Below are 20,392 nucleotides of genomic sequence, written 5' to 3'. Positions count from 1 at the left end.
CGAAATCATCAAGTAAAGGAGCAGACGAGATGAAAATTTACAACACCCTGACTCGCCAAAAAGAAGAATTTAAGCCCATTGTGCCCGGAGAAGCCCATATTTACGCCTGCGGCCCCACGGTTTACAACTATATCCATATCGGCAACGCCCGGCCCATTTGTGTGTTCGACGTCCTTCGCCGTTACCTGGAGTACCGGGGCCTGCGCGTTACCTATGTGCAGAATTTTACAGACATCGACGACAAGATCATCCGAAAGGCCAACGAGGAGGGCAGCGATTACCTCACGGTTTCCCGGCGTTATATCGAGGAGTACAAGACCGACGCCGCGGGCCTGAACGTGCGCCCGGCGACGATTCACCCGCTGGCGACGGAAAATATGGATGAAATTATCCATATTATTTCCGATCTGGAGCAGAAGGGCTTTGCCTATGCGGCGGAGAACGGCGACGTCTATTTCCGCGCCATGAAAGACCCGGGTTACGGCAAGCTTTCCCACCAGCCGCTTGAGGACCTGCAAGCCGGGGCGCGTATTGCGACCGGCGAAATCAAGGAGGACCCCATGGACTTCGCCCTGTGGAAGGCTTCTAAGCCCGGCGAGCCGAGCTGGCGCTCCCCCTGGGGCGAGGGCCGTCCCGGCTGGCATATCGAGTGCTCCGCTATGGCCCGGCGCTATTTGGGCGAGACCATTGACATCCACTGCGGCGGCCAGGACTTGATTTTCCCCCACCATGAAAATGAGATTGCCCAGAGCGAGTGCTGCAACGGCGTGCCGTTTGCCCATTACTGGATGCATAACGGTTACATCAATGTCGATAACCGCAAGATGAGCAAGAGCCTCGGCAATTTCTTTACCGTGCGCGAGGTGGCGAAGGAATACGGCTATGAGCCTATCCGCTACCTGATGGTGGCCTCGCATTACCGCAGCCCCATTAATTACAGCGTTGGTATTATCGAGCAGTGCCGGGCCGCGCTGGAACGCCTGTACAACTGCCGGGATAATCTTCGTTTCCTGCTGCAAAGCGCCGAACGCAGCGCGGCCGGGCAGCTGAAGGAGGATGAGCAGGCCGTCCGCACCCGGCTGGAGGGTTACCGCGCCGCCTTTACGAAGGCGCTTGACGACGACCTCAATACTGCCGACGCGCTTTCGGCGTTGTTTGAGCTGGCGCGGGACCTGAACAGCACCCTTACGCCCGCGGGTAAGCCCAGCTATGAGCTGTGCGAGTTTGCCCTGGGCCTGTACATGGAGCTGGCCGGCGTTTTGGGCCTGCTGTACAACGACGGCGAAAAGGCCCTTGGCGAGGACCTTGCCGGGGAGATTGAGGCGTTGATTGCCCAGCGGGCCGAAGCACGGAAAAACAAGGATTGGGCGACGGCGGACCGCATTCGAGACGAGCTGAAGGCGCGCCGTGTCGTGCTGGAGGACACCCCCGCGGGCGTCAAATGGAAAATAGAGGGCTGAGCGCCCGGCGCCCCCGAAATAATTTCCCCGGAAAGGAAGCACGGTTATTAATGGCTAAGGAAATAAAAACGAATGTGATGCGGATTTTGGACCGGGAAAAGCGCCCGTATCAATGCTATTTTTACGAACACGGCGATGAGGCCGTGGATGGCATCAGCGTGGCGCAGCGGCTGGGGCAAAACCCGGACCAGGTTTTCAAAACGCTGGTCACAAAAGGCGCCAGCAAGCGTTATTACGTCTTTGTCATCCCGGTGGCGAAGGAGCTTGACCTCAAAGCGGCGGCGCGGGCCGTGGGGGAAAAGAGCGTAGCCATGCTGCCGGTGAAGGAGCTGACGCCTCTGACAGGCTATGTGCGGGGCGGCTGTTCCCCCATTGGCATGAAAAAGCAGTTTGCCACCGTGGTAGACGAGAGCAGCGCGGCCTTTTCCACTATTATTTTCAGCGGCGGCAAAATCGGCGTGCAGGTGGAGCTTGCCCCCGCGGATCTGCTGGCGCTGACCGGCGCGAAGACCGCCCCGGTTACGGAGGCATAGGCGTTTTACGGCGCCCCGTGCCGCACGGCTGGCTTTACCCGGAAAGATGGAAAGAGAGGAAGCAGCACATGAATCAAAAGATAAAAACAGACGGTGTTCTCTTTGACCTGGACGGAACGCTCTGGGATGCCTCCGTACCGGTTGCCGCCGGATTCCAGCAGGCGATTGACGGGCACCCGGAGGTCAAGGAGGCCATGACGCCGGAGATCATGCGGGCAAATATGGGCCGCCTGCTCGATGAAATTCTTCACCATACCTACCCGTACCTGACAGAGGAGCAGGTGCAGTCCGTGCTGAAGGATTACCTGGCGCTGGGGTGCGGCTATATTGCCGAGGCGGGCGGACGCCTCTTCGACGGCCTGGAGGCGACGCTGAAGACACTTTCGGCACGGTTCCCCCTTTTTATTGTCAGCAACTGCCAAGCCGGCTATATCGAGGCCTTTTTCCAGGCGCACGGCCTGCAGCGCTATTTTAAGGACTATGAGCACCCCGGCCGCACCGGCAAACCGAAGGCAGAGAACAACCGCCTGCTGGTGGCCCGCAACCATTTGCAGCACCCGGTCTATGTCGGGGACACCATGGGCGACGCGAATGCCGCCCGTGAGGCCGGTATCCCCTTTATTTGGGCAAGCTATGGCTTTGGGGACGTGCCGCAGGCCCTCCGCGCGGCAAAGATTCAGTCGGTCACGGAGCTGGCCGGGCTGCTGGAGCCCGCCTGACCGCCGGTGTTTAACCGCCGGTGTTTGGACGCAGATGCCCGGATGGGGCGCGCTCTGCCAGCCGGGTCTTCAGCGCGCGGCGTACAAGCTCCAGGTCCGGGCTGCACAGCAGCGGCAGAAAATCAACCAGCTCCTCGGGTTTAAAATCCCACCAGCGGACCTGTAGCAGCAGCTCGATCAGCTCGTCGTCAAAGCGCTTTTTGAGAAAGCGCGCCGGGTTTCCGCCGGCGACACTGTAGGGCGCCACGTCCTTTACCACGACGGAGTAGGCCGCCACGATGGCTCCGTCGCCGATTTTTACCCCGGGCATGACCACGCATTCGCGCCCCAGCCATACATCGTTGCCAATGACGGTGTCGCCCTTAAAGGGCAGCTGAGCTATGTGCGGCGGCGTGTTTTCCTGCCAGGCGCCGCCGAAGACATTGAACGGGTAGGCGGTTACACTGCTGATGCGGTGGTTCGCGGGCCCCATGACGAATTGTGTGCCGCTGGCGATGGAGCAGAATTTTCCAATGATTAGGCGGTCGCCAAACTCGGGGTAATTAAAAAGCACGTTGTTCCTTTCAAAGCCGGTGGGGTCCGCCGGATCGTCATAATAGGTGTAGTCGCCAATCTGAATGTTCGGCGCTTTAACGACGTTTTTAATGAAGCAGGACGTGTGGTATTCGTTCGGGAAAATGGCATTGGGGTCTGGAATTACTGGCATGGGGGTTCCTCCTTAGCAATAAAAAATCAGTTTGCGGGCCGGCAGGCCTGTAAAAAACCGCCCAGCAGGCCATTTTGCGGTCTCTGCGAGGGCGGTCTTTTTTTGGTTTTGGAAGCTTTCCGGCCTTGGCGGGGCCGCGCCAGCGCGCCGTATATACAGGCGGTTATGGCTGCGGGTTTAGGGGGCCGGTTCAGGGCTGCTGCGGGGGCTGGGGGCTTTCCAGCGTCCAGATGCGCCGGTCCCGGCGAAAGGCCAGACAGGTCAGCACCCCGGCCAGGGCGAGCGCCAAAAACAGCATTGCCGCGCCAGCGCCCTTACCGGTACCGAACAGCGCGCTCAATAGCCCGTCTGCGGGCTGGGCGGCCATCAAGGGCTCAAATACTTCATCGACCAGGTAGCCGCCAAGCAGGTAGCCGAGCGGGATGGTAAAAAACTGAAGGGTGTTTCTGGCGGCGTAAACGCGCCCCTGCATGGCAATGGGAATAGAGCTGCGCAGCAGCACATCCATGTTTGCGCTCATGATCGGGATGCAGATCCAGCCCAATACCGCGCCCACACACCAGACGGGCACGCTCCTGCCAAGTGCCAGCAGCAGATTTTCCGTACTCATGGAGAGCAGGAGTGTGTTGCAAATGACACGCACACGGCTTTTGGGCGCAGGCAGCACAGCGGCAAGGATGCTGCCTGCCAGCGTAGCCAGGCCGGTGGCTGTGTTGACAATGCCGAGCGCAGTGGAACCGCCGTCCTCTTTAGAAATCAGCATGGCGGGAAATGCGGCGTTATAGACGGAGGCCGTCAGATTGATGGCGGCTAAAAACAGGATTAAATCCAGAATCCCCCGGTTGTGCCGCAGGTAGGAGAGCCCGCTTTTTGCCGACTGTAAAACCGTTTCCCGCTGCCGCCCGTCCTTCGGCAGCGCGGGGATTTTTACAAAAAACAGCAGGGTGGCAAAGGCCACTGTAAAGGTAAACAGGTCAAAGGCAATCACGGCTTGAATATCGGTAAAGGCCAGCAGAGCGGTGGCGAGCACGGGCGTGAGCACCGTGACCAGAGCGTTGGAAAAGGACCGCAGGCCGCTGGCGCGCTGATAATACTTTTTAGGCGTCAGCAGGCTGGTTGCCACGTCTGCCGCCGGCTGCTGTACGGTGTTCATCAGCCCGTTTAGGGCGTTTAAGCAATATAGGTGCCAAATTTCCAGCCGCCCGGCCAGCAACAGCAGCAGTACGGCGGCTGTGCAAAGCGCCGCGAAGCTGTCGCTTACCAGCATGGTTGCCTTTTTGCTCCATTTGTCGCTCAGTGCGCCGGCGAAAATACTCATAACCACATACGGCGCATAGGAGCAGACGGACAGCAGCGCCGTAGTCAGCGCGGAGCCCTCCTGCTGGTAGGACCACACAATCAGCGCGAAATTAGTCATAGAGCTGCCCAGTGCGGAGAATGACTGTGTGAGCCATAAGATTAAAAATCCGCGCAGCTCGCTAAGGGTTTTAAAAAGAATGCTCATCTTGACTTTGCTCCTTAATTTCAGAAATCATCTTCCATTAATCTGCAAAGCCCATTCGGACGAATTTCAGCGGCTGTCCGCCGCCGGGACTCCATGCAAGCTCGCCCGGTTTAGACTTTGCATGGAGCCAAAGCAATACAAAGTATCATGGCAATCCTCCTTAAGGCCGGGCCTATACCCGCCAATGCGCCCCACAGGCTTGGCAGATGGCGTAGGCCCGGGTTTTGGACTTTCTGCCGCGCAGCAGCAGGAACAGGGCAATCCAGCCGATGACGGGGACAAATAACAGGATGATGTACAGTAAAACCGTTAAACAGCTGCGCTTTTTTATTTCCGGCACAGCCTGTACCTGTACATACGCACTGCCGCATTTGGGACATTTCATTTTTTTGACCTCCTTACGCATCAGGCCCTTCGGGCGGCAAACGATGCAGTGGTAAGATGGGCGCGCGGGGGGCCGGGAGCCTTGCGGACAAGGGCCGTCCCGGCAGAGCGGATTATCCCTATCATAAGCTTTCAGGCGCGCTTTTGTCAAGCATGCCTGAAAAACCGGCGTCCATGCCTTGGGCCGGGAGTAGGGAACATGCCCGGCTTTGTCAAATAACGCTGCTTTTTCTTGCAAAAAGCGCGCGGCGCGGTTACAATAACAGTACCGAAACACCAGAATAAAGGCGCGCTTTTGTCCCGGCAAGGCAGAATTTTAACGACCGCCCCTGCCGGGCGGGGCCACGGGGAAAATAAGGAAAGAGGAGGACGCTGTTATGTACCCACAGCATGAGCGGGCTACGCAAAATCTGGTCGCCCTGTTCAAAGAAGACCCGGAGGTTTTGGCGGTGATTCTTGCCGGTTCCCTGGCTAAGGGGCTGGAACGGCCGGATTCGGACGTCGATGCAATTATCGCTGTTACAGAGGAAAAATACCGCCGCCTGCAAATGGAGGGGCGGACCTCGGAATGTATTGAGGAAGGCTGCGGTTACGAGGGCGGCTATTTTGACCTGAAATATTATACAAAGGATTACCTGCTAGCCGCCGCAGCGCACGGCAGCGAGCCTACCCGCTACGCGTTTACCGGCTCGTACTGCCTGTTTTCCCGAGACGCGGAGCTGCCGGAGATTGTCGCGCGTATCCCGGTTTTTCAGAAAGCGGAGAAGGAGGAGAAGATGCTGTCGTTTTACGCGGCGCTCCTCCTCTACAGCGGTTATTTCTGGGATTGCTCCAAGCGGGAAAACCGCTATCTGCAAGTGAAATCGGCGGCTATGACCGTATTGTACGGGCTGCGCCTGGTGCTGGAGGATGCCGGCGCGCTGTTTCCGTGCCAGAAAAACCTGATGAAGGCTGTCGATGCCCTGCCGGCGGAAAAGAAGCCGGCGGGAATTGTAGAAAAGGCGAACCGTTTTCTGGAGCTGATGACCGACGAGGCCAAGGAGGATTTCGTCCGGAGCGTGCTGGGCTTTATTGCCTACAAGCCGCCCCAAAACCTGAATACCCCGCTTTCGCGCTTTATCCGCGACCATGAGGAGTGGTGGTATGACCCGCGCCCGTTTATTGAGGAATGGTAAGAGGAACGCGCATTCCGCACGGGGCCGGGCAGGCCCTCGGTGCAGTGCGGCGGCGCTTTCTTGTTTTTTTATCCGCCCCGTGGGGCGGGGAACATCATTTTGCGGTGAGGACGCGGTAAATATCGCCCTTTTTCAGCCCGGTCAGGGCCGCCGCCTGCTTGGCGGCCTCGCTGGCGGATAAGCCCTCGGCCAAAAATCCGCGCGCAAGCTCCTGGGCCTGATCCGGCGTATATTCCGACTGCCTACCCTCGGCGCCTGCAAGAACAAGGACGAACTCTCCGCGCGGCGGCGTCTCGGAAAAATGCCGGACCGCGCCGGAAAGCGTGGTGCGCAGTGCCTCCTCGTGAACTTTGGTCAGCTCGCGCACAATGGCGATGCGGCGGTCGCCGAAGACCTCCAGCATATCCGCGAGCGTCGCCAGCAGCTTATGCGGCGCCTCATAAAACACCATGGTCCGCGGTTCCTCCCGGAGCCCGGACAGGTGTTCCCGCCGGTTTTTCTTGTTTACGCTTAAAAAACCCTCAAAGCTAAAGCGGCCCGTCGGCAGCCCGGACACCGCCAGCGCCGAGACAGCCGCGCTGGGGCCCGGCACCACGAAGATGGGCAGGCCCCGCTCGGCCGCCTGCGCCACCAGCAGCTCGCCCGGGTCGGAGATGGCGGGCATGCCCGCGTCCGTTACCAGGGCGCAGGTTTCTCCGGCCTCGATGCGGCTGCAAATCAGGCCGCCCCGTTCCAGCTTGTTATGTTCAAAATAGCTCACCATAGGCTTGTGAATGCCAAAGTGGTTTAAAAGCTTGAGCGTTACCCGGGTATCCTCCGCGGCGATAAAATCGCATTGCTGCAGCGCCTCCAGCGCGCGGGGGGAAAAATCGCCCAGGTTCCCAATCGGCGTGCCGACTACCAGCAGGCAGCCGGTGCGCTTTGCCGGATGTGCATCGGGAGCGCGGCCCCCGTTTTCGAGATTGCTCATGCTTCATGCCCCTCCTTATAATCTCCGTAAATGGCCCGCATCTCTGCGGAAAGCCGCCCCGTTTTTTCACCCGGCTCCTCGACAAAGAGCACGGGCTCCACCGTCAGGCCCGGCCTGCCGCCGCGAACCGCCTGCAGCAGAAAGAGAAAGGGGGGCTTTCCCGGGCGCTGCTGTACCAGCCGCAGGCGTTTGGGCTCCATGCCGTGGCGCTGTACGGTTGCACAGGCCTCTGCCAGGCGTTCCGGGCGCAGGCAAAAGCAGAAACGCCCGCCCCAGCGCAGCAGGCGTTCAGCCGCAGCGGCTACATCGTCAAAGGCACACAGGCATTCATGGCGGGCGGCGGCCTGGGCTTGCGCGCTGCTGGTTGAGCCGTTTCCCAGCACGGAATAGGGCGGGTTGCACGACACCAGGTGGAAGGCGCCGGCCTCATCAGGCCGCAGCTTTTCACGCAGGCCGGGCCAATCCGTCAGGTCCTGCTGCAGGATGGTTACCAGCCCGTCAAGCCGGTTGTGCAGCACGCTTGCCCTCGCCAGCTCCACGGCCTCCGGCTGAACCTCCACACCGTAAATGCGGCCCGGCTTGCCCCGTGTGGCCCACAGCAGGGGGATGGCGCCGCAGCCGGTGCCGAGGTCGGCGCAGAGCGCGCCCGGCCCAGGCAGGGAAAAATGCGCCAGCAGCACCGTGTCGGTGCAGAAGCGATGCGCTGCCGAGACCTGGATCTCCACCCCGCCGCCCAGGGGCTCCCAGGCCTGTTTTTTTTCGCTGTTCTGCATGGCGTCCGCCGCCTCCTTTTCCGCTCTTGCCGCCGGAGCGGCCGGCGGCCCAATGATACTTTTATTAATATATCAGGTTCCGCTGTTTCTGTAAAGCGCCAATCCGCCCAGCATATGGGCTTGATTCGCGGGCCTGGCCGCATGTGGAAAATAAGCCCGCGGCCTCTGGCTGCCGCCGGAAAGAAAAAGAGCGGAGCGTCCAGCGACGCCCCGCTCTTTCTGGTTATGAATTAGTCCTGCTGAGGAGCGCCTACCGGGCAGGTAGCCGCGCAAGAGCCGCACTCCGTGCAGAGGCCCTCGTCGATTACGTACTTGCCGTCGCCCTCAGAGATTGCGTTGACCGGGCACTCTGCCGCGCATGCGCCGCAGGAAATGCAGTCGTCAGAAATTACATATGCCATGAGAAAACACCTCCAAATAAAATCTCTAAAAGAACTGTACATATTTATTCTACCATAAAACGCGTAAAATGCAAGGTGTAAGAGGCGGATTCCCATTATTTTTTCATTAAAAATAGGAATTTCCGGCAGTGGACAATCAATTTTTTTCCAGTTCCTTGAGCTGCTCCAGCTCGTTTTTATCCACGGCAACACGGCCCTGGCGCAGCACCTTTACCTGCCGGGCCTGGTAATTCTTTATTAGGCCGTCCGGGCCGTCCAGGCGTACCTGCAGCACGCCGGTCAGCAGGTTTTGAGAGATAACGGTGCCCCTGCCGTCCGGTGTTTGTACCAGTGAGTTGACGGACGGCGTGCTGCGCAGCAGGTCGGCGTAGGCCTCCTGTTCATATTTCAGGCAGCACATCAAACGCCCGCAGGTGCCCGAGATTTTTACCGGGTTGAGCGAGAGGTTTTGCTCCTTTGCCATTTTGATGGAGACGGGCTGGAACCCGCCTAAAAAGGTGGAGCAGCAGAACGGCCGCCCGCAGATGCCCAGGCCGCCCAGCATCTTGGCTTCATCGCGCACGCCGATCTGGCGCAGCTCAATGCGGGTGCGGAACACAGAGGCCAGGTCCTTGACAAGCTCACGAAAGTCCACCCGACCGTCTGCGGTGAAGTAAAACAGGATTTTGGAATTGTCAAAGGTATATTCCACCTCGACCAACTTCATGTCCAGCTTGTGGGCCTCAATTTTTTTGCAGCAGATGTCGAAGGCGGTTTTTTCCTTCTCCGCGTTTTCGCGCATCCTATCGAGATCCTCCGGCTTGGCAACACGAATCAGTTTTTTCAGCGGCTGCGCGATCTCCTCGGCAGGAACATCGCGGTTGACCACGGCGACCTCGCCGCATTCAACCCCGCGGGCGGTTTCGACAATAACTCGGTCGCCCTGTTGAAGCGTTTTACCGTCCGGATCAAAATAATAGATTTTACCAACGTTTTTAAAACGAACACCAATAATTTCGGCCATCAGTACCTCCTCGCACCCGGCCCGCCGGGGGCTGGGCTCATCTCTATTTATAGAAACCGGCGCCGGGCGCTGCCCGGGCGGCTTGATTTTCAAATTTATTTTCCCGCTGCCGCCCGCAGCTTGGAGCAAAGCGCCGTTACCAGCAGGGCCGCGTTGGCGTTCTGGCTCTGCCAGCGGACGGCCGCCTGGGCGGTTTCCAGCAGGGCCATAAGCCTGTCCCTGGAAAAGGACGAGGCCAGCCGGGCGGCGGCCTCCGGCTGGCCGGAAAGGCAGCCCGGCCCACCCGCGCGGCGGATGCCGGCGTCGCGGAAAAGCAGAATTAAATCGGCCAGCAGCAGGCGCAGGGTTTCCTTGTCGCGGACCAGCGGGGCCGTGCTAAACAGCAGCTCGCATTCACCCGGGGCGCACAGGCCGTCCACAACGGCATTGACCAGGGCGGCATCCGCATGAGCCTGCTGCGGGGCCTCCAGGGCCAGCAGCTGGGAGCGTGAACGGACGGTTGCCAGCAGGGCCGAGGCAGAGGGAACCGTAAGCAGGAAAAGCACGTTTTCCGGCGGTTCCTCCAGAATTTTCAGCAGGGCGTTCTGCGCCTGTTCCGACATGGTTTGCGCCTCCAGCAGCACATAGACCTTGCGGGGCGCTTCATTGGGCTTAATATAGGCATCGCTGCGGATAAAGCGAATGGCCTCCACATGAAAGGAGCGCGCGGCTGTGCCTCCGCCAGCGACATAAATATCGGGGTGGGAGGAGGCCAGCGCCTTCCGGCAGCCCGGGCAGCGCCCGCAGGGCTTCGGTTCCCCCGTGCAGACGGCGGCGCGGGCCAAAAAGAGGGCGGCCTCTGTTTTCTCCTGCCCGGCGCCGCCCTCCAGAATCAGCGCATGCGGAAACCGCCCTCCCTGCAAAAGCTGGGAAAGACGGTTTAGAACCTCTTTATTGATTGAGCTTTCCGCTTGATTCATAGATGCATCCAAAATATAGGTTCAGTCACCGGCGCGAAGCCGTCAGACCTTCTCGAAGCGGTCCACGCTGAGCACAAACACAGTTGCGCCGCCAACGGTAACCTCTACCGGGAAGGAGGTGTACATGCCCACGTCCATGGAGGTGGCGCTCGGCACCATCTGGGAACGGCGGCTGCTCTGCTTGGCGATGATGTCGATGACCTTGTCGACATTTTCATCCTCCGTACCGACAATAAAGGTGGTGTTGCCCGCCATGAGGAACCCGCCCGTGGTCGCCAGCTTGGTTACGGAAAACCCGCCCTTGGTCAAGGCCGCGGAAACCATCCCGCTGTCATCGTTACTCACAATCGCAAAAATCAGTTTCATAATATACCTCCCATTTTTTATTTACTTTACCGGCAAAGCATGGGTTATTCCATACTTACTCTTCCATGCCCTTATTTTAACACTTTTATTGTAAAAAAGCCATAGGATTTCAAAAACTCTGCCGCTTCCGGGGTAATTATTTCACCGGGCATTACCACGGGAATACCCGGCGGGCAAGGGCAGGCGGCCTCAGCGGCAATGCGGCCGGCTGCAAACGCAAGCGGAATTTCCTCGTGCGGCGCGAAGACCGCCGCCCGCAGGCGGAGCTTTGCGGGGGCAATCGCCGGGAAAGGTCCGCGCGCCGTGCCGCCTGTACGGCCCTGGGGTTCTCCGCGTTTTGCCGCAACCCTGGGCAGCGCTCGGGCTAGGCGGTCAAAGTCGGCGTCCGAGTTGAACGGGGTGGCAATAAAGACCACATAGGCGCCGTCCGCCATTTCGCACTCCACCCCCTCCGCGCGGAAGCGCTTGGCGGCCTCTTCCCCGGTAAAGCCGAGGGGGGAGGCATCCAGGGTCAGCCGGGTGGGGTCGCAGCGGCCCTGGGGAAAGCCGAAGCCCAGGGCCGCCGCCTGCTCACGCAGGGCCGCGACGCGGGCCTGAAGCACGGGATAGGCAAGGGCTGCATGCTCTTCCAGCCAGGCGCGCGCCCAGTCGAGCGAGGCCATGACCATGTAATTGGGGCTGGTGGAGGCAAACAGGCTCATGGCCTGCTTAGCGCCGCCGCAGTAGCGCTCGTCCGCAATGTTAAGCCAGGCCCCGCCGGTGAGCACCCCCAGTGTTTTATGGGCGCTGCAGGCGGTCATGGATGCCCCGAGCTGCAAGGGGTGCAGGCGCGGCTCCGTAAAGGCCAGATGGGCCCCGTGCGCGTTGTCAACCAGCAGGGGGATGCCGCGCCTTTTACATGCCTCAGCCAGGGCGGGAATATCCATCAGCTGCCCGTAATAGCTTGGGCTGGTCACATAGACAGCTCCCGCCTGCGGGGTTTGCTCCAGCTTTTTCAGTATGCCGGCGGTGGAGTTGGGGGCCCATACGGGCTCCAGGTCCAGCAGGGCCATGGCGTTGACCGCGCTCCGGTGGACGACGCGCCCGCAGACGGCCTGTCCGCCCTGCGGCAGCGCCAGCCGCAGCATAGCCTGAATACAGAGGCTGCAGCCGCCCGCGGAAATCAGGGTCCGCCGCGCGCCGAACAGCCGTGCAGCGGCAAGCTCCGCCTCCCGGATTGCACCCGAGGCCTCAAAGAGGCTGTCGGTGTCCGGCAGCTCGGTGAAGTCCAGGGCGTAGAGGCCGTCTGGCAGGGCAAGGGGGCTGTTTTTATGCCCCGGGGTGTGGAAGGAGGCGCGCTGTTTGGCGCGGTGCTCCTGCAGGGCTTGGTAAAGAGGGGCGTACATGGCGGCAGACTCCTTTCTGTTCAACCGGCGGCAGCCGAAGCCGCGGGGCAAGGCTGTATAAAGGGCGCCAATATAAACCGAACCCCGGTTTATATCTGGTTTCCGGTTTCTCTGAAGGTAAAGATACCGTCTCATAGCCGCAGTTTAGCGTGCCGGCGCTTGCGCGGCGTTCTTCGTCGGTTAACTTTATCGCGATTGAGTTTGTTCTATAGGTAAGCTGCGGTATATCCCATTTTTTGATTATACGGTTATTTGCGAAGAATATCAATTGAAATACGAATCCAATTCGTGTACCGGCAAATATTTTAGGAGAAAAATTAATCATATAAACTACATCGAGCTATTCATGAGGATCGGTATTCAGCAAATCCGGGCGTTTTTTATACGGCTGGAGGGGGAGAAGCGGCCCGCGATCTCACCAGGAACGACTCGGAAGCGCCCGGCCGCATAGAGGGGGTATCCGGATGAAAAGGATTTTGAAGCAATAGCCCTGCCTATTTATGGGTACAGCAGCGCAACCGAAGAGGTTTACATGGAAACCGGCTTGCAGGAGTGGATCCGCGGGAGGCGGCCTGCCGGATTACGGTGTAAGCGTTCCCTGTTCCGGATAGATTAAAACGGGCATATCGTCAAGATATGCCCGTTGCCGTTATTAAATGCCGTTGTTAAACGCCGTTATGAACGCTGTTGTCCGCTCTATCCTTCAGATGCGGCCTTTTTGCAGCGGTTTTGCAAAGCCCGGTTCCGGTTAATTGTCCCCGTAAATAAAATCGCGTATATTTTTAGAGCAGGCATCGAGGTCTGGAACCAGCACCGCCGCCGCCGAACCGCCGATCTGCACCCGCGCGGGCGTGTATTCCCCATCGGCGGGGATTCGGTTTTGCAGCAGCTCGTAGTTCATATAGGTTAGGGAGTTTGCCGCCAGGCTGAGAATCTCATTTTTATCCATGTTGGTATGGACGAGGTTGAGTGTGTTATATAAGACATTGTTGATGGTGCCGATGTCGGAATCCTTAAATTTATTGATGATGCTGCTGAATACGTTGCGCTGGCGCTCAGTCCGCTCAAAGTCATCGCCGATGGCCCGGATTCGGCTGTAATAACGGGCCTGCGCGCCGCTAAGGACATAGGTGCCCTCCGAAAGGTTCCGGCGCGGGTCGCCGGAATTTTCATTGACAAGCTGAGCCTCGGCCTGCGTCAGGGTGATTTCTACGCCGCCCATAGCGTCGATGATCTGGTTGAAGGCGTCAAAGTCGATGACCACCCAGCGGTCTACATCGATGCCGAAATTGGCCTCAACCGTGCGGACCAGCAGCGGAGCGCCGCCGGAGGAGTAAGCAGTATTCAGGCGGTTGGACTGGGTCTTCCCTGGAATGGCTACATACAGGTCGCGCATCAGGGAGGTGACCTTGAGCTCCTGGTTGCGTGTGTCAATAGAAACCAGCATCATGCTGTCGGTACGGCCCGGATCGTTGGGCTGGTAGTCGTCGACACCCATAATCAGCACATTGACGACCATGTCGTCGTGGTAAAGGCCGTTGACCAGCTTTACGCCGCTGCCCGACGGCATGGAGACGCCAGAGGCGCCGTCTGTACCGGAGTCGGCTGCGGTGCTGGCAAAAAGCTGGTTGCGGGAGGCGCCGTCGTCCACATATTGCACCCGCTGGAGCAGGACCTCCCCATAAATCAGGGTGATGCCGGCAACCAGCATCACCAGGCTGAGAAGAAGCACCGTGATATTAACAGCTAGTTTTTTGCGGCTTTTTCGCCGGTTGGGCGCGCCGCCTTTTCTTTGAACCTGCATGATTTTATCAACCCTTTTTTTATCGTCTTGGCCCGTTCGGCGAGCGCCTCCGGGCCCTGCCGCCGGTTTCATGAAAGCCCGGGGGCCTGCGCTCCGGGGCCTCAAAATTCTTTAAGATCCGCGCGCTTTCGCCAAAAACGCACTTGTACGAATAACTATACTACGGAAGAGGAATTGTAAAATTCCATATGAGAAATATAAGCCCTTCTACGCGATTTTTTACAAAACGTTCAAGCTTCCGCTAAAAACCGCCGGCGTTCGGGGCGGGCCTTACTCCTGCTCGTCGAGCGAGAGGCTGTAGGAGGGCAGGAACTCCGAGAGAAAGCACGCGACCTCCGGCAGCGCCATTTGCCGAAGGGACTCCCGCATCGCTGCTTCCGCTTGGACAAATTCGGTGTTGCCCATGCGGCGTTCCTCCACGCACTTGATCAGGGCCGAGAGCTTGTCGGCGGCCTTGACCAAGGGGATAAGCGCCTGGTCCTCCGGGGAGCCGGTCCGCCCCTCAGAGAGCAGCGGATCGTAAACCGGCTGAAGGTCCGCGGGCAGCAGCGCCAGCAGGCGGCCCCGGGCGACTGCCTCCACCTCGGCATAGGCCTTGCGCAGCGCGCCGTTGTAATATTTGACCGGCGTGGGCATATCCCCGGTGATGATCTCGGTCGCATCGTGGAACAGCGCCAGCAGCGCTGCCCGCTCCGGCGAAACGCCGCCGCCGAAGCGCTCGTTGCGCAGCACCGCGAGCGCGTGTGCCAGCACGGCCGACTCAAAGCTGTGCTCTGAAAGATTTTCCTTTCTGGTATTATGCATAAGGCCCCAGCGGTCTATGTACTTCATGCGTGAGAGCTTGGCAAAAAAGTGAAACATCCAGGTTGTCATTCCTTTTCATTTTATTTCAGCGGGACTTGCCCGGCCGGACTCTATCATAATGCAAAAAAGGAGGATTTGCAAGCGTTCCCGTCCGTTCCCGCGGCACATAAGCGCGCTTTTTGGCGCAGGCCGGCCGGAACTGTCAAACAAAATGGACCAAATCCTCCGGTTTTTTCTTCCTCTTTTTCACACAATGTGCTATAATGGCAACAAAGCAGCCGTGTCCGTACTGCCCGTAAGCGGGAGGGGGCGCTGCTTTTCGCCTGTTTTGCCATTCGGGCCGCCGCTAGGCAATGTTAAGCGATGAAGGCCAACCAGATTGATGATAGAGAGGTGTCGCCCATGCCGTTTATCCCGAACCAGACAAGCCCCGGGGCGCCTGTGGCGCAGGCCCCCGCCGGCGCGGGGCTTATGCCGCCGGGCCGGAAGGAACGCTATTGCCTGCGGGCTTTTCTTTATGGCTTAGGGATTTCCCTGATTTTTTTCCTGCCCTTTATCATTTTTGATAACGGCTATTTTTTATTCTACGGCGATTTTAATGTTCAGCAGGTGCCGTTTTACCAGATGTGCCACGATGCAGTCCGCAGCGGTAATATCGGTTGGAGCTGGACAACCGACCTGGGCGCCAATTTTATTGGCTCCTATTCGTTCTACCTGTTGGGGAGCCCGTTTTTCTGGCTGACGCTGCCCTTTCCCAGCGAAGCGGTTCCCTACCTGATGGGCCCGTTGCTCATGCTGAAATTCGGCTTTGCCTCCATGACCGGCTACCTTTACCTGCGGCGCTACGTCAAAACGCCGGATTTTGCCGTGATCGGCGGGATGCTTTACGCATTTTCCGGCTTTTCCGTGTACAATATCTTTTTTAACCACTTTCACGAGGCGATTGTCTTTTTCCCGCTCATGCTCTGGGGGCTGGACGAGTTTATGTATAAGCGCCGCAGGGGCGTTTTTGCCGTGACGGTGTTCGCCTGCTGCTTTGTTAATTATTATTTCTTCGCCGGGCAAGTGGTGTTTACCCTGATTTACTTTTTCCTGCGCCTGTTTACCAGGAGCTGGCGCATCGGCCTGCGGGATTTCCTCTGCCTGTTTTTTGAAGCGGTGGCGGGCGTGCTTTGCAGCTGTGTGCTGCTGGTGCCCACCGTACTTGCGGTGCTTCAGAACCCGCGGGTGGACAATCCTCCCCAGGGCTGGAGCGCGCTTCTCTATGGCTGGGAGCAGCGCTACGTGCATATATTGGAGTGTTTCTTCTTCCCGCCCGATATTCCCGCCCGGCCTAATTTTACCCCGGAATCCGAGGCCAAGTGGGCTTCACTGGGCGCATGGCTGCCCCTGTTCAGCATGACCGGGGTCATCGCCTTTTTACAGCGCCGCCGCCCGCACTGGCTGCGCAAGTTCCTGCCGGTTTTGTTCACTATGGCGCTGGTGCCGGTGCTCAACGCCGCGTTCCAGCTCTTTAACGTCAGCTATTATGCGCGTTGGTTCTATATGCTGACCCTGATGATGAGCTTGGCTACCATTCTGTCGCTGGAGGATTGGCGGGTGGACTGGGCGCGGGCTATCAAGTGGACCCTGGCCATTACCCTGGCCATCTGCCTGCCGATTGGGCTGATGCCCAAGGTAACGGTTACCGACGATGTCGAGACCACGACGCTGGGACTGGAGCAATACCCCACCCGCTTTTGGAGTTATGTGGCCATCGCGCTGCTGAGCCTGCTGCTGCTTGCCGTTGTGCTGAAATTTCTTCGCCGGGATAAGCAGAAATTCATCCGCTTTGCGATGCTTGGCGCCGGCGGCATCACCGTGCTGTACGCGGCCTTTTTCATCGCCCTGGGCAAGACCCAGAGCGAGGACCCGCATCTTTCCATCATTCCGTACTCACTCAACGGCGGCAGCGACATCGACCTGCCGGATACGGAAAATTGCCGCATCGACGTCTACGACGGGATGGACAACCAGGCTATGTTTTGGCAGATTCCCACCATACAGGCCTTTCACAGCATTGTGCCGGGCTCCATTATGGAGTTTTACCCCACCATTGGCGTCCAGCGGGACGTGGGCTCCAGGCCCGACGTTTCCACCTATGGCCTGCGGGGCCTGACTTCCTGCCGCTGGCTGTTCGACCCCGTGACCTCCGGGGGGACCTTCGGCAAGGACGGCGATATGCTGGACCCGCAGATGCCGGGGTGGACGTATTACGACACGCAGAACGGCTTTGATATTTGGGAAAACCAATATTATATCCCCCTGGGCTTCAGCTATGATTATTACATCACCCGCACGGAATACGAACAGTCCGTCAGCGAGAGCCTTCGCCACCTGCTGCTGCTGAAGGCGGTGGTGGTTGAGGACGAGGATGCCGGGAACTGGGAGGGGGTTCTCCAGCATTTGAACCTGGATGGGGTCTCTTATACCGAGACCGCCTATTATAAGGATTGCCTGGACCGCAGGGCCGTGTCCTGCGGCTCCTTCTCACGCGACAACAGCGGCTTTACCGCGCAGATTACCACCGGCGAGGAACGCCTTGTGTTCTTCAGCGTTCCCTGGGAATCCGGCTGGAGCGCAGAGGTCAACGGGCAGCCCGCAGAGGTGGAGAAGGTCAACGTGGGCTTTATGGCTGTGCGTGTACCCGCGGGCGATAGCACCATACGCTTTACTTACAGCACGCCGGGCTTGGCGCTGGGTGCGCTGGCATCCGGTATAGGCGTGGTGCTGCTGGCGCTTTACCTGCTGCTGGCAAAACGGTTCGGCAAAGCGCCTCCGGCCCGCAGGGTGTACCGGGTCGCGGCCCGGGCGCAGGCAGGGCCCGCCCCAGAGGGGCCGGCGGATCTGGCGGAATACGCCGGGCAGGCCGCGCTGAAGAGCACGTCAGCCAGCTCGCCGGGCAGCCCGGCGGGCCGCCCGCCGGAGCAGGAAAATAAAGGAGGAAATTAGATGCCGGTTTTATATTTAGTAATTCCCTGTTATAATGAAGAGGCTGTTTTACCCGAGACGGTGAAGCAGCTGACGGAGAAGCTGCGCGCCATGCAGGCGGACGGGCTAATCGGCCCCGCCAGCCGGATGCTGTTGGTCGACGACGGCAGTAAGGATAAGACCTGGACGCTGATTGAGCGGTTCTCGGCGGAAAACACCTTTGTCAGCGGCCTGAAGCTGGCCCACAATAGGGGCCACCAGAATGCCCTGATGGCGGGCCTGATGACCGCGAAAGACAAGGCCGACTGCGTCATCAGCTTGGACGCCGACCTTCAGGACGATATTGGCGTATTGGATGATTTTATGGTAAAATTTAACGAGGGCTGCGACGTGGTGTATGGCGTGCGCAACAAGCGGGAGACGGACACCTTCTTTAAGCGCACCACGGCCCAGGGTTTCTACCGGTTTATGAAGGCGCTGGGCGTGGATGTGGTTTACAACCACGCGGACTACCGCCTGATGAGCCGCCGGGCCCTGGAGGCCCTCTCCGAGTACCGCGAGGTCAACCTTTTTCTGCGCGGAATAGTGCCGCTGATCGGCTACCGCAGCGACTATGTCTATTATGACCGGCATGAGAGGTTTGCGGGCGAATCCAAATACCCGCTGAAAAAGATGATCTCCTTTGCGCTGGACGGTATCACCTCGTTCAGTGTGAAACCGCTGAAGATGATTTCCAGCCTCGGCATCCTGGTGTCGTTGCTGAGCGTCATTGGACTGCTGTACGCGCTGGTCTCCCATTTTTGCGGTTTTACCGTGGTGGGGTGGACGGCCATTGTTTCCTCTATCTGGCTGCTGGGCGGCATTCAGCTGCTGTGTATTGGGGTGGTGGGCGGCTATATCGGAAAAATCTACAGCGAGGTCAAAGCCCGCCCGCGCTACCGCATAGAAGCCTTGGTTAAGCATGGCAATCCGGCGGCGGATCAGGAAAACCTACAGTCTGGCGAGAAAACAGAGCCCTGAAATCAACGGGGCTTTGCCATAGATGAAAACCGGGGGAAGGCGCAAGCCCTCTGCCGGGAGAATTAACAGAAATCGATGGAGTGTGAAAAATGAACAGATTGAAAAAAATAGCGGCGGCGGCCCTGGCCGCCGTCGTACTGGCAGGAACAACGGCCTGCTCGGGCGATGTTTCCTGGGCGGCAAAAAAGGGCGACGTCACCGTGGCGCCGGGCGTGTATATTTTCAGCATCTTCAACGCCTATAGCTCGGCGGCCTATCAGGATGGCATTGACCTCAGCAAGAGTATTTTGGAGCAGCAAATTGACGGCAAGGACGCCAACGAGTGGATGCTTGAGGAAGCTGCCAACAGCATCAAGCGCATCTTTTTAATCAACGACAAAATGAACGAGCTGGGCCTGACCATGACCGACGAGGAGCTGGAGGCCGCCAGTAAGGCCGGGGATAACGTCTGGAGCAGCTACTCCTCGCTTTTCAGCAGCCATGGCATATCAAGGGCTTCGTTCGACCTGCTCTATGGAGAGATCCCGGCGAAAAACCGGAAGATCTTTAAGGCTCTTTACGGCAAGGGCGGCAGCAAGGAAGTCCCAGAGGCCGATATGAAGAAATACATAGAGGAAAATTATACGGACTTCAGCATGATCGGCGCCAGTACCTACAAGACCAATTCCGACAGCTCCACCTCCTCCGGCACACCGGACACCACCAACCTGACCGACGAGGAGAAAAAGGAGCTTCAGCAAACCCTGCAGGGCTACGTTGACAAGGTGAAGGACGGATCCATGACCATGCAGGAGGCGGCGGATGCCTACAAGGAATATGCGGAGCTCGACACAGAGCAGCTGATTTCAAACACGGTAAACCTGGAGACGGCGGGCTTCCCGGATGAGCTCAATGAGGAGCTCGGCGATATGGAGGCCGGTGAGGTCCGTTTTGTGGACCTGTCCGACAGCGTCGGCTTGTACCTGGTACTGAGAAAGGGCGACATTGCGGAAAAAAGTGCGGAATATCTTGAGGACGAGGATCGTTACTTTGAGATCCTCAGCAATATCAAGGGAGAGGAATATGATAACGCGATGAAGGAGGAGGTTGCCGCCTATACCGGCGTGACCTTTAACCAGGCGGTCATCGACAAATATCAGCCCTCCATCTTCAACGATGCCTTCCAGCCGGTTTCCAGCACAGCGGCTTCATCCAGTGCAGGCAGCACGGCTTCTTCGTCGGGCGATGCCTCTTCGCAGGCATCCTCCGCGGCGTCCTCCGCCCCGGAAGAGTCCTCAGCGTCCTCCGGCGAATAAAATAAAGGCCCTGTCCTTTCAGGCGCGCGGCAGAACCGTTCTGCTGTGCGCCTTTTCTATATCCCAGCATAGGGGCGGTGGGCGTAAAAAGCCGGCCCGGGCGGTAAACGCCATGGGCCGGATAAAATAAGAGGGGCTGATTTTAGTATTTACCCAGTGCC

General features: G+C 58.7%; 19 protein-coding genes. 7 read left to right on the top strand and 12 right to left on the bottom strand.

The genetic code is table 11. The features are described 5' to 3' along the window. Window positions 1-29 precede the first annotated feature (29 nt). From cysS to DPQ25_RS10010, 3 genes are all read left to right on the top strand, one after another. Complete coding sequence (gene cysS / locus DPQ25_RS10020; RefSeq protein WP_112333041.1) at window positions 30-1,460, top strand: cysteine--tRNA ligase; 1,431 nt, start codon at window positions 30-32, stop codon at window positions 1,458-1,460. Between the two features lie 50 nt (window positions 1,461-1,510). After that, window positions 1,511-1,993 (top strand): Cys-tRNA(Pro) deacylase, encoded by a 483-nt coding sequence (gene ybaK, locus DPQ25_RS10015; RefSeq protein ID WP_112333040.1) that lies wholly within the window; start codon window positions 1,511-1,513, stop codon window positions 1,991-1,993. Window positions 1,994-2,061: 68 nt separating this feature from the next. Further along, a complete protein-coding gene (locus DPQ25_RS10010; protein WP_112333039.1) occupies window positions 2,062-2,712 on the top strand; it encodes an HAD family hydrolase in 651 nt (216 codons plus the stop codon). Between the two features lie 10 nt (window positions 2,713-2,722). Here DPQ25_RS10010 and DPQ25_RS10005 read toward each other — a convergent pair whose 3' ends face one another. From DPQ25_RS10005 to DPQ25_RS14535, 3 genes are all read right to left on the bottom strand, one after another. Then, complete coding sequence (locus DPQ25_RS10005) at window positions 2,723-3,418, bottom strand: CatB-related O-acetyltransferase (protein WP_112333038.1); 696 nt, start codon at window positions 3,416-3,418, stop codon at window positions 2,723-2,725. A gap of 190 nt (window positions 3,419-3,608) precedes the next feature. After that, window positions 3,609-4,922: an MFS transporter gene (locus tag DPQ25_RS10000; RefSeq protein ID WP_112333037.1), complete on the bottom strand. Its 1,314-nt coding sequence runs from the start codon at window positions 4,920-4,922 to the stop codon at window positions 3,609-3,611. 172 nt (window positions 4,923-5,094) lie between these two features. Further along, window positions 5,095-5,307 (bottom strand): hypothetical protein, encoded by a 213-nt coding sequence (locus DPQ25_RS14535; protein ID WP_146740547.1) that lies wholly within the window; start codon window positions 5,305-5,307, stop codon window positions 5,095-5,097. 376 nt (window positions 5,308-5,683) lie between these two features. Here DPQ25_RS14535 and DPQ25_RS09990 point away from each other — a divergent pair, with 376 nt between their 5' ends. Further along, complete coding sequence (locus DPQ25_RS09990) at window positions 5,684-6,481, top strand: nucleotidyltransferase domain-containing protein (RefSeq protein WP_112333035.1); 798 nt, start codon at window positions 5,684-5,686, stop codon at window positions 6,479-6,481. A gap of 94 nt (window positions 6,482-6,575) precedes the next feature. On the opposite strand, the gene rsmI is transcribed toward DPQ25_RS09990, so the two are convergent. The 9 genes from rsmI to yfbR all read right to left on the bottom strand — a co-directional run bounded on the left by rsmI (window position 6,576) and on the right by yfbR (window position 15,015). Then, window positions 6,576-7,451, bottom strand: a complete 876-nt coding sequence (rsmI, locus tag DPQ25_RS09985) for a 16S rRNA (cytidine(1402)-2'-O)-methyltransferase (RefSeq protein WP_112333034.1) — start codon at window positions 7,449-7,451, stop codon at window positions 6,576-6,578. Next, window positions 7,448-8,224 carry a tRNA1(Val) (adenine(37)-N6)-methyltransferase gene (locus tag DPQ25_RS09980; protein WP_112333033.1) on the bottom strand — a complete coding sequence of 259 codons (777 nt, stop codon included), beginning with the start codon at window positions 8,222-8,224 and terminating at the stop codon, window positions 7,448-7,450. Before DPQ25_RS09980 ends, rsmI begins: the two co-directional genes overlap by 4 nt. A gap of 230 nt (window positions 8,225-8,454) precedes the next feature. Then, window positions 8,455-8,625, bottom strand: a complete 171-nt coding sequence (locus DPQ25_RS09975; RefSeq protein ID WP_112333032.1) for a DUF362 domain-containing protein — start codon at window positions 8,623-8,625, stop codon at window positions 8,455-8,457. A gap of 136 nt (window positions 8,626-8,761) precedes the next feature. Beyond that, on the bottom strand, window positions 8,762-9,628 hold the full coding sequence (locus DPQ25_RS09970) for a PSP1 domain-containing protein (protein WP_112333063.1): 867 nt from the start codon (window positions 9,626-9,628) through the stop codon (window positions 8,762-8,764). A 95-nt stretch (window positions 9,629-9,723) separates the two neighbouring features. After that, window positions 9,724-10,587: an ATP-binding protein gene (locus tag DPQ25_RS09965; protein ID WP_112333031.1), complete on the bottom strand. Its 864-nt coding sequence runs from the start codon at window positions 10,585-10,587 to the stop codon at window positions 9,724-9,726. A gap of 42 nt (window positions 10,588-10,629) precedes the next feature. Next, a complete protein-coding gene (locus DPQ25_RS09960) occupies window positions 10,630-10,953 on the bottom strand; it encodes a cyclic-di-AMP receptor (RefSeq protein ID WP_112333030.1) in 324 nt (107 codons plus the stop codon). Between the two features lie 71 nt (window positions 10,954-11,024). Further along, window positions 11,025-12,362 carry an aminotransferase class I/II-fold pyridoxal phosphate-dependent enzyme gene (locus DPQ25_RS09955; protein ID WP_242978292.1) on the bottom strand — a complete coding sequence of 446 codons (1,338 nt, stop codon included), beginning with the start codon at window positions 12,360-12,362 and terminating at the stop codon, window positions 11,025-11,027. Window positions 12,363-13,086: 724 nt separating this feature from the next. After that, on the bottom strand, window positions 13,087-14,142 hold the full coding sequence (locus DPQ25_RS09950) for an LCP family protein (protein WP_177576989.1): 1,056 nt from the start codon (window positions 14,140-14,142) through the stop codon (window positions 13,087-13,089). Between the two features lie 270 nt (window positions 14,143-14,412). Next, the gene (yfbR, locus tag DPQ25_RS09945; RefSeq protein WP_242978291.1) at window positions 14,413-15,015 is read right to left on the bottom strand and encodes a 5'-deoxynucleotidase; all 603 of its coding nucleotides are present in this window, start codon (window positions 15,013-15,015) and stop codon (window positions 14,413-14,415) included. A 294-nt stretch (window positions 15,016-15,309) separates the two neighbouring features. Here yfbR and DPQ25_RS09935 point away from each other — a divergent pair, with 294 nt between their 5' ends. The 3 genes from DPQ25_RS09935 to DPQ25_RS09925 all read left to right on the top strand — a co-directional run bounded on the left by DPQ25_RS09935 (window position 15,310) and on the right by DPQ25_RS09925 (window position 20,231). After that, a complete protein-coding gene (locus DPQ25_RS09935) occupies window positions 15,310-17,937 on the top strand; it encodes a YfhO family protein (protein WP_242978290.1) in 2,628 nt (875 codons plus the stop codon). Continuing rightward, window positions 17,938-18,936, top strand: coding sequence for a glycosyltransferase family 2 protein (locus DPQ25_RS09930; protein ID WP_112333025.1), 999 nt, complete (start codon window positions 17,938-17,940; stop codon window positions 18,934-18,936). Between the two features lie 89 nt (window positions 18,937-19,025). Next, entirely contained in the window at window positions 19,026-20,231 is a 1,206-nt protein-coding gene (locus DPQ25_RS09925; RefSeq protein ID WP_112333024.1) for a hypothetical protein, read from the top strand. Window positions 20,232-20,392 lie beyond the last annotated feature (161 nt).

The sequence above is a fragment of the Hydrogeniiclostridium mannosilyticum genome (assembly GCF_003268275.1).
GTDB classification, from domain to species: domain Bacteria; phylum Bacillota; class Clostridia; order Oscillospirales; family Acutalibacteraceae; genus Hydrogeniiclostridium; species Hydrogeniiclostridium mannosilyticum.
The sequence above is the reverse complement of the archived record's forward strand: the minus strand, read 5'-3'. Positions and strand labels throughout refer to the sequence as shown.

Bases quoted from the DNA above. Each gene is read 5' to 3' on its own strand.
- cysS (WP_112333041.1), top strand. From the start codon at position 30: ATGAAAATTTACAACACCCTGACTCGCCAAAAAGAAGAATTTAAGCCC.
- ybaK (WP_112333040.1), top strand. From the start codon at position 1,511: ATGGCTAAGGAAATAAAAACGAATGTGATGCGGATTTTGGACCGGGAA.
- DPQ25_RS10010 (WP_112333039.1), top strand. From the start codon at position 2,062: ATGAATCAAAAGATAAAAACAGACGGTGTTCTCTTTGACCTGGACGGA.
- DPQ25_RS10005 (WP_112333038.1), bottom strand. From the start codon at position 3,418: ATGCCAGTAATTCCAGACCCCAATGCCATTTTCCCGAACGAATACCAC.
- DPQ25_RS10000 (WP_112333037.1), bottom strand. From the start codon at position 4,922: ATGAGCATTCTTTTTAAAACCCTTAGCGAGCTGCGCGGATTTTTAATC.
- DPQ25_RS14535 (WP_146740547.1), bottom strand. From the start codon at position 5,307: ATGAAATGTCCCAAATGCGGCAGTGCGTATGTACAGGTACAGGCTGTG.
- DPQ25_RS09990 (WP_112333035.1), top strand. From the start codon at position 5,684: ATGTACCCACAGCATGAGCGGGCTACGCAAAATCTGGTCGCCCTGTTC.
- rsmI (WP_112333034.1), bottom strand. From the start codon at position 7,451: ATGAGCAATCTCGAAAACGGGGGCCGCGCTCCCGATGCACATCCGGCA.
- DPQ25_RS09980 (WP_112333033.1), bottom strand. From the start codon at position 8,224: ATGCAGAACAGCGAAAAAAAACAGGCCTGGGAGCCCCTGGGCGGCGGG.
- DPQ25_RS09975 (WP_112333032.1), bottom strand. From the start codon at position 8,625: ATGGCATATGTAATTTCTGACGACTGCATTTCCTGCGGCGCATGCGCG.
- DPQ25_RS09970 (WP_112333063.1), bottom strand. From the start codon at position 9,628: ATGGCCGAAATTATTGGTGTTCGTTTTAAAAACGTTGGTAAAATCTAT.
- DPQ25_RS09965 (WP_112333031.1), bottom strand. From the start codon at position 10,587: ATGAATCAAGCGGAAAGCTCAATCAATAAAGAGGTTCTAAACCGTCTT.
- DPQ25_RS09960 (WP_112333030.1), bottom strand. From the start codon at position 10,953: ATGAAACTGATTTTTGCGATTGTGAGTAACGATGACAGCGGGATGGTT.
- DPQ25_RS09950 (WP_177576989.1), bottom strand. From the start codon at position 14,142: ATGCAGGTTCAAAGAAAAGGCGGCGCGCCCAACCGGCGAAAAAGCCGC.
- yfbR (WP_242978291.1), bottom strand. From the start codon at position 15,015: ATGACAACCTGGATGTTTCACTTTTTTGCCAAGCTCTCACGCATGAAG.
- DPQ25_RS09935 (WP_242978290.1), top strand. From the start codon at position 15,310: ATGAAGGCCAACCAGATTGATGATAGAGAGGTGTCGCCCATGCCGTTT.
- DPQ25_RS09930 (WP_112333025.1), top strand. From the start codon at position 17,938: ATGCCGGTTTTATATTTAGTAATTCCCTGTTATAATGAAGAGGCTGTT.
- DPQ25_RS09925 (WP_112333024.1), top strand. From the start codon at position 19,026: ATGAACAGATTGAAAAAAATAGCGGCGGCGGCCCTGGCCGCCGTCGTA.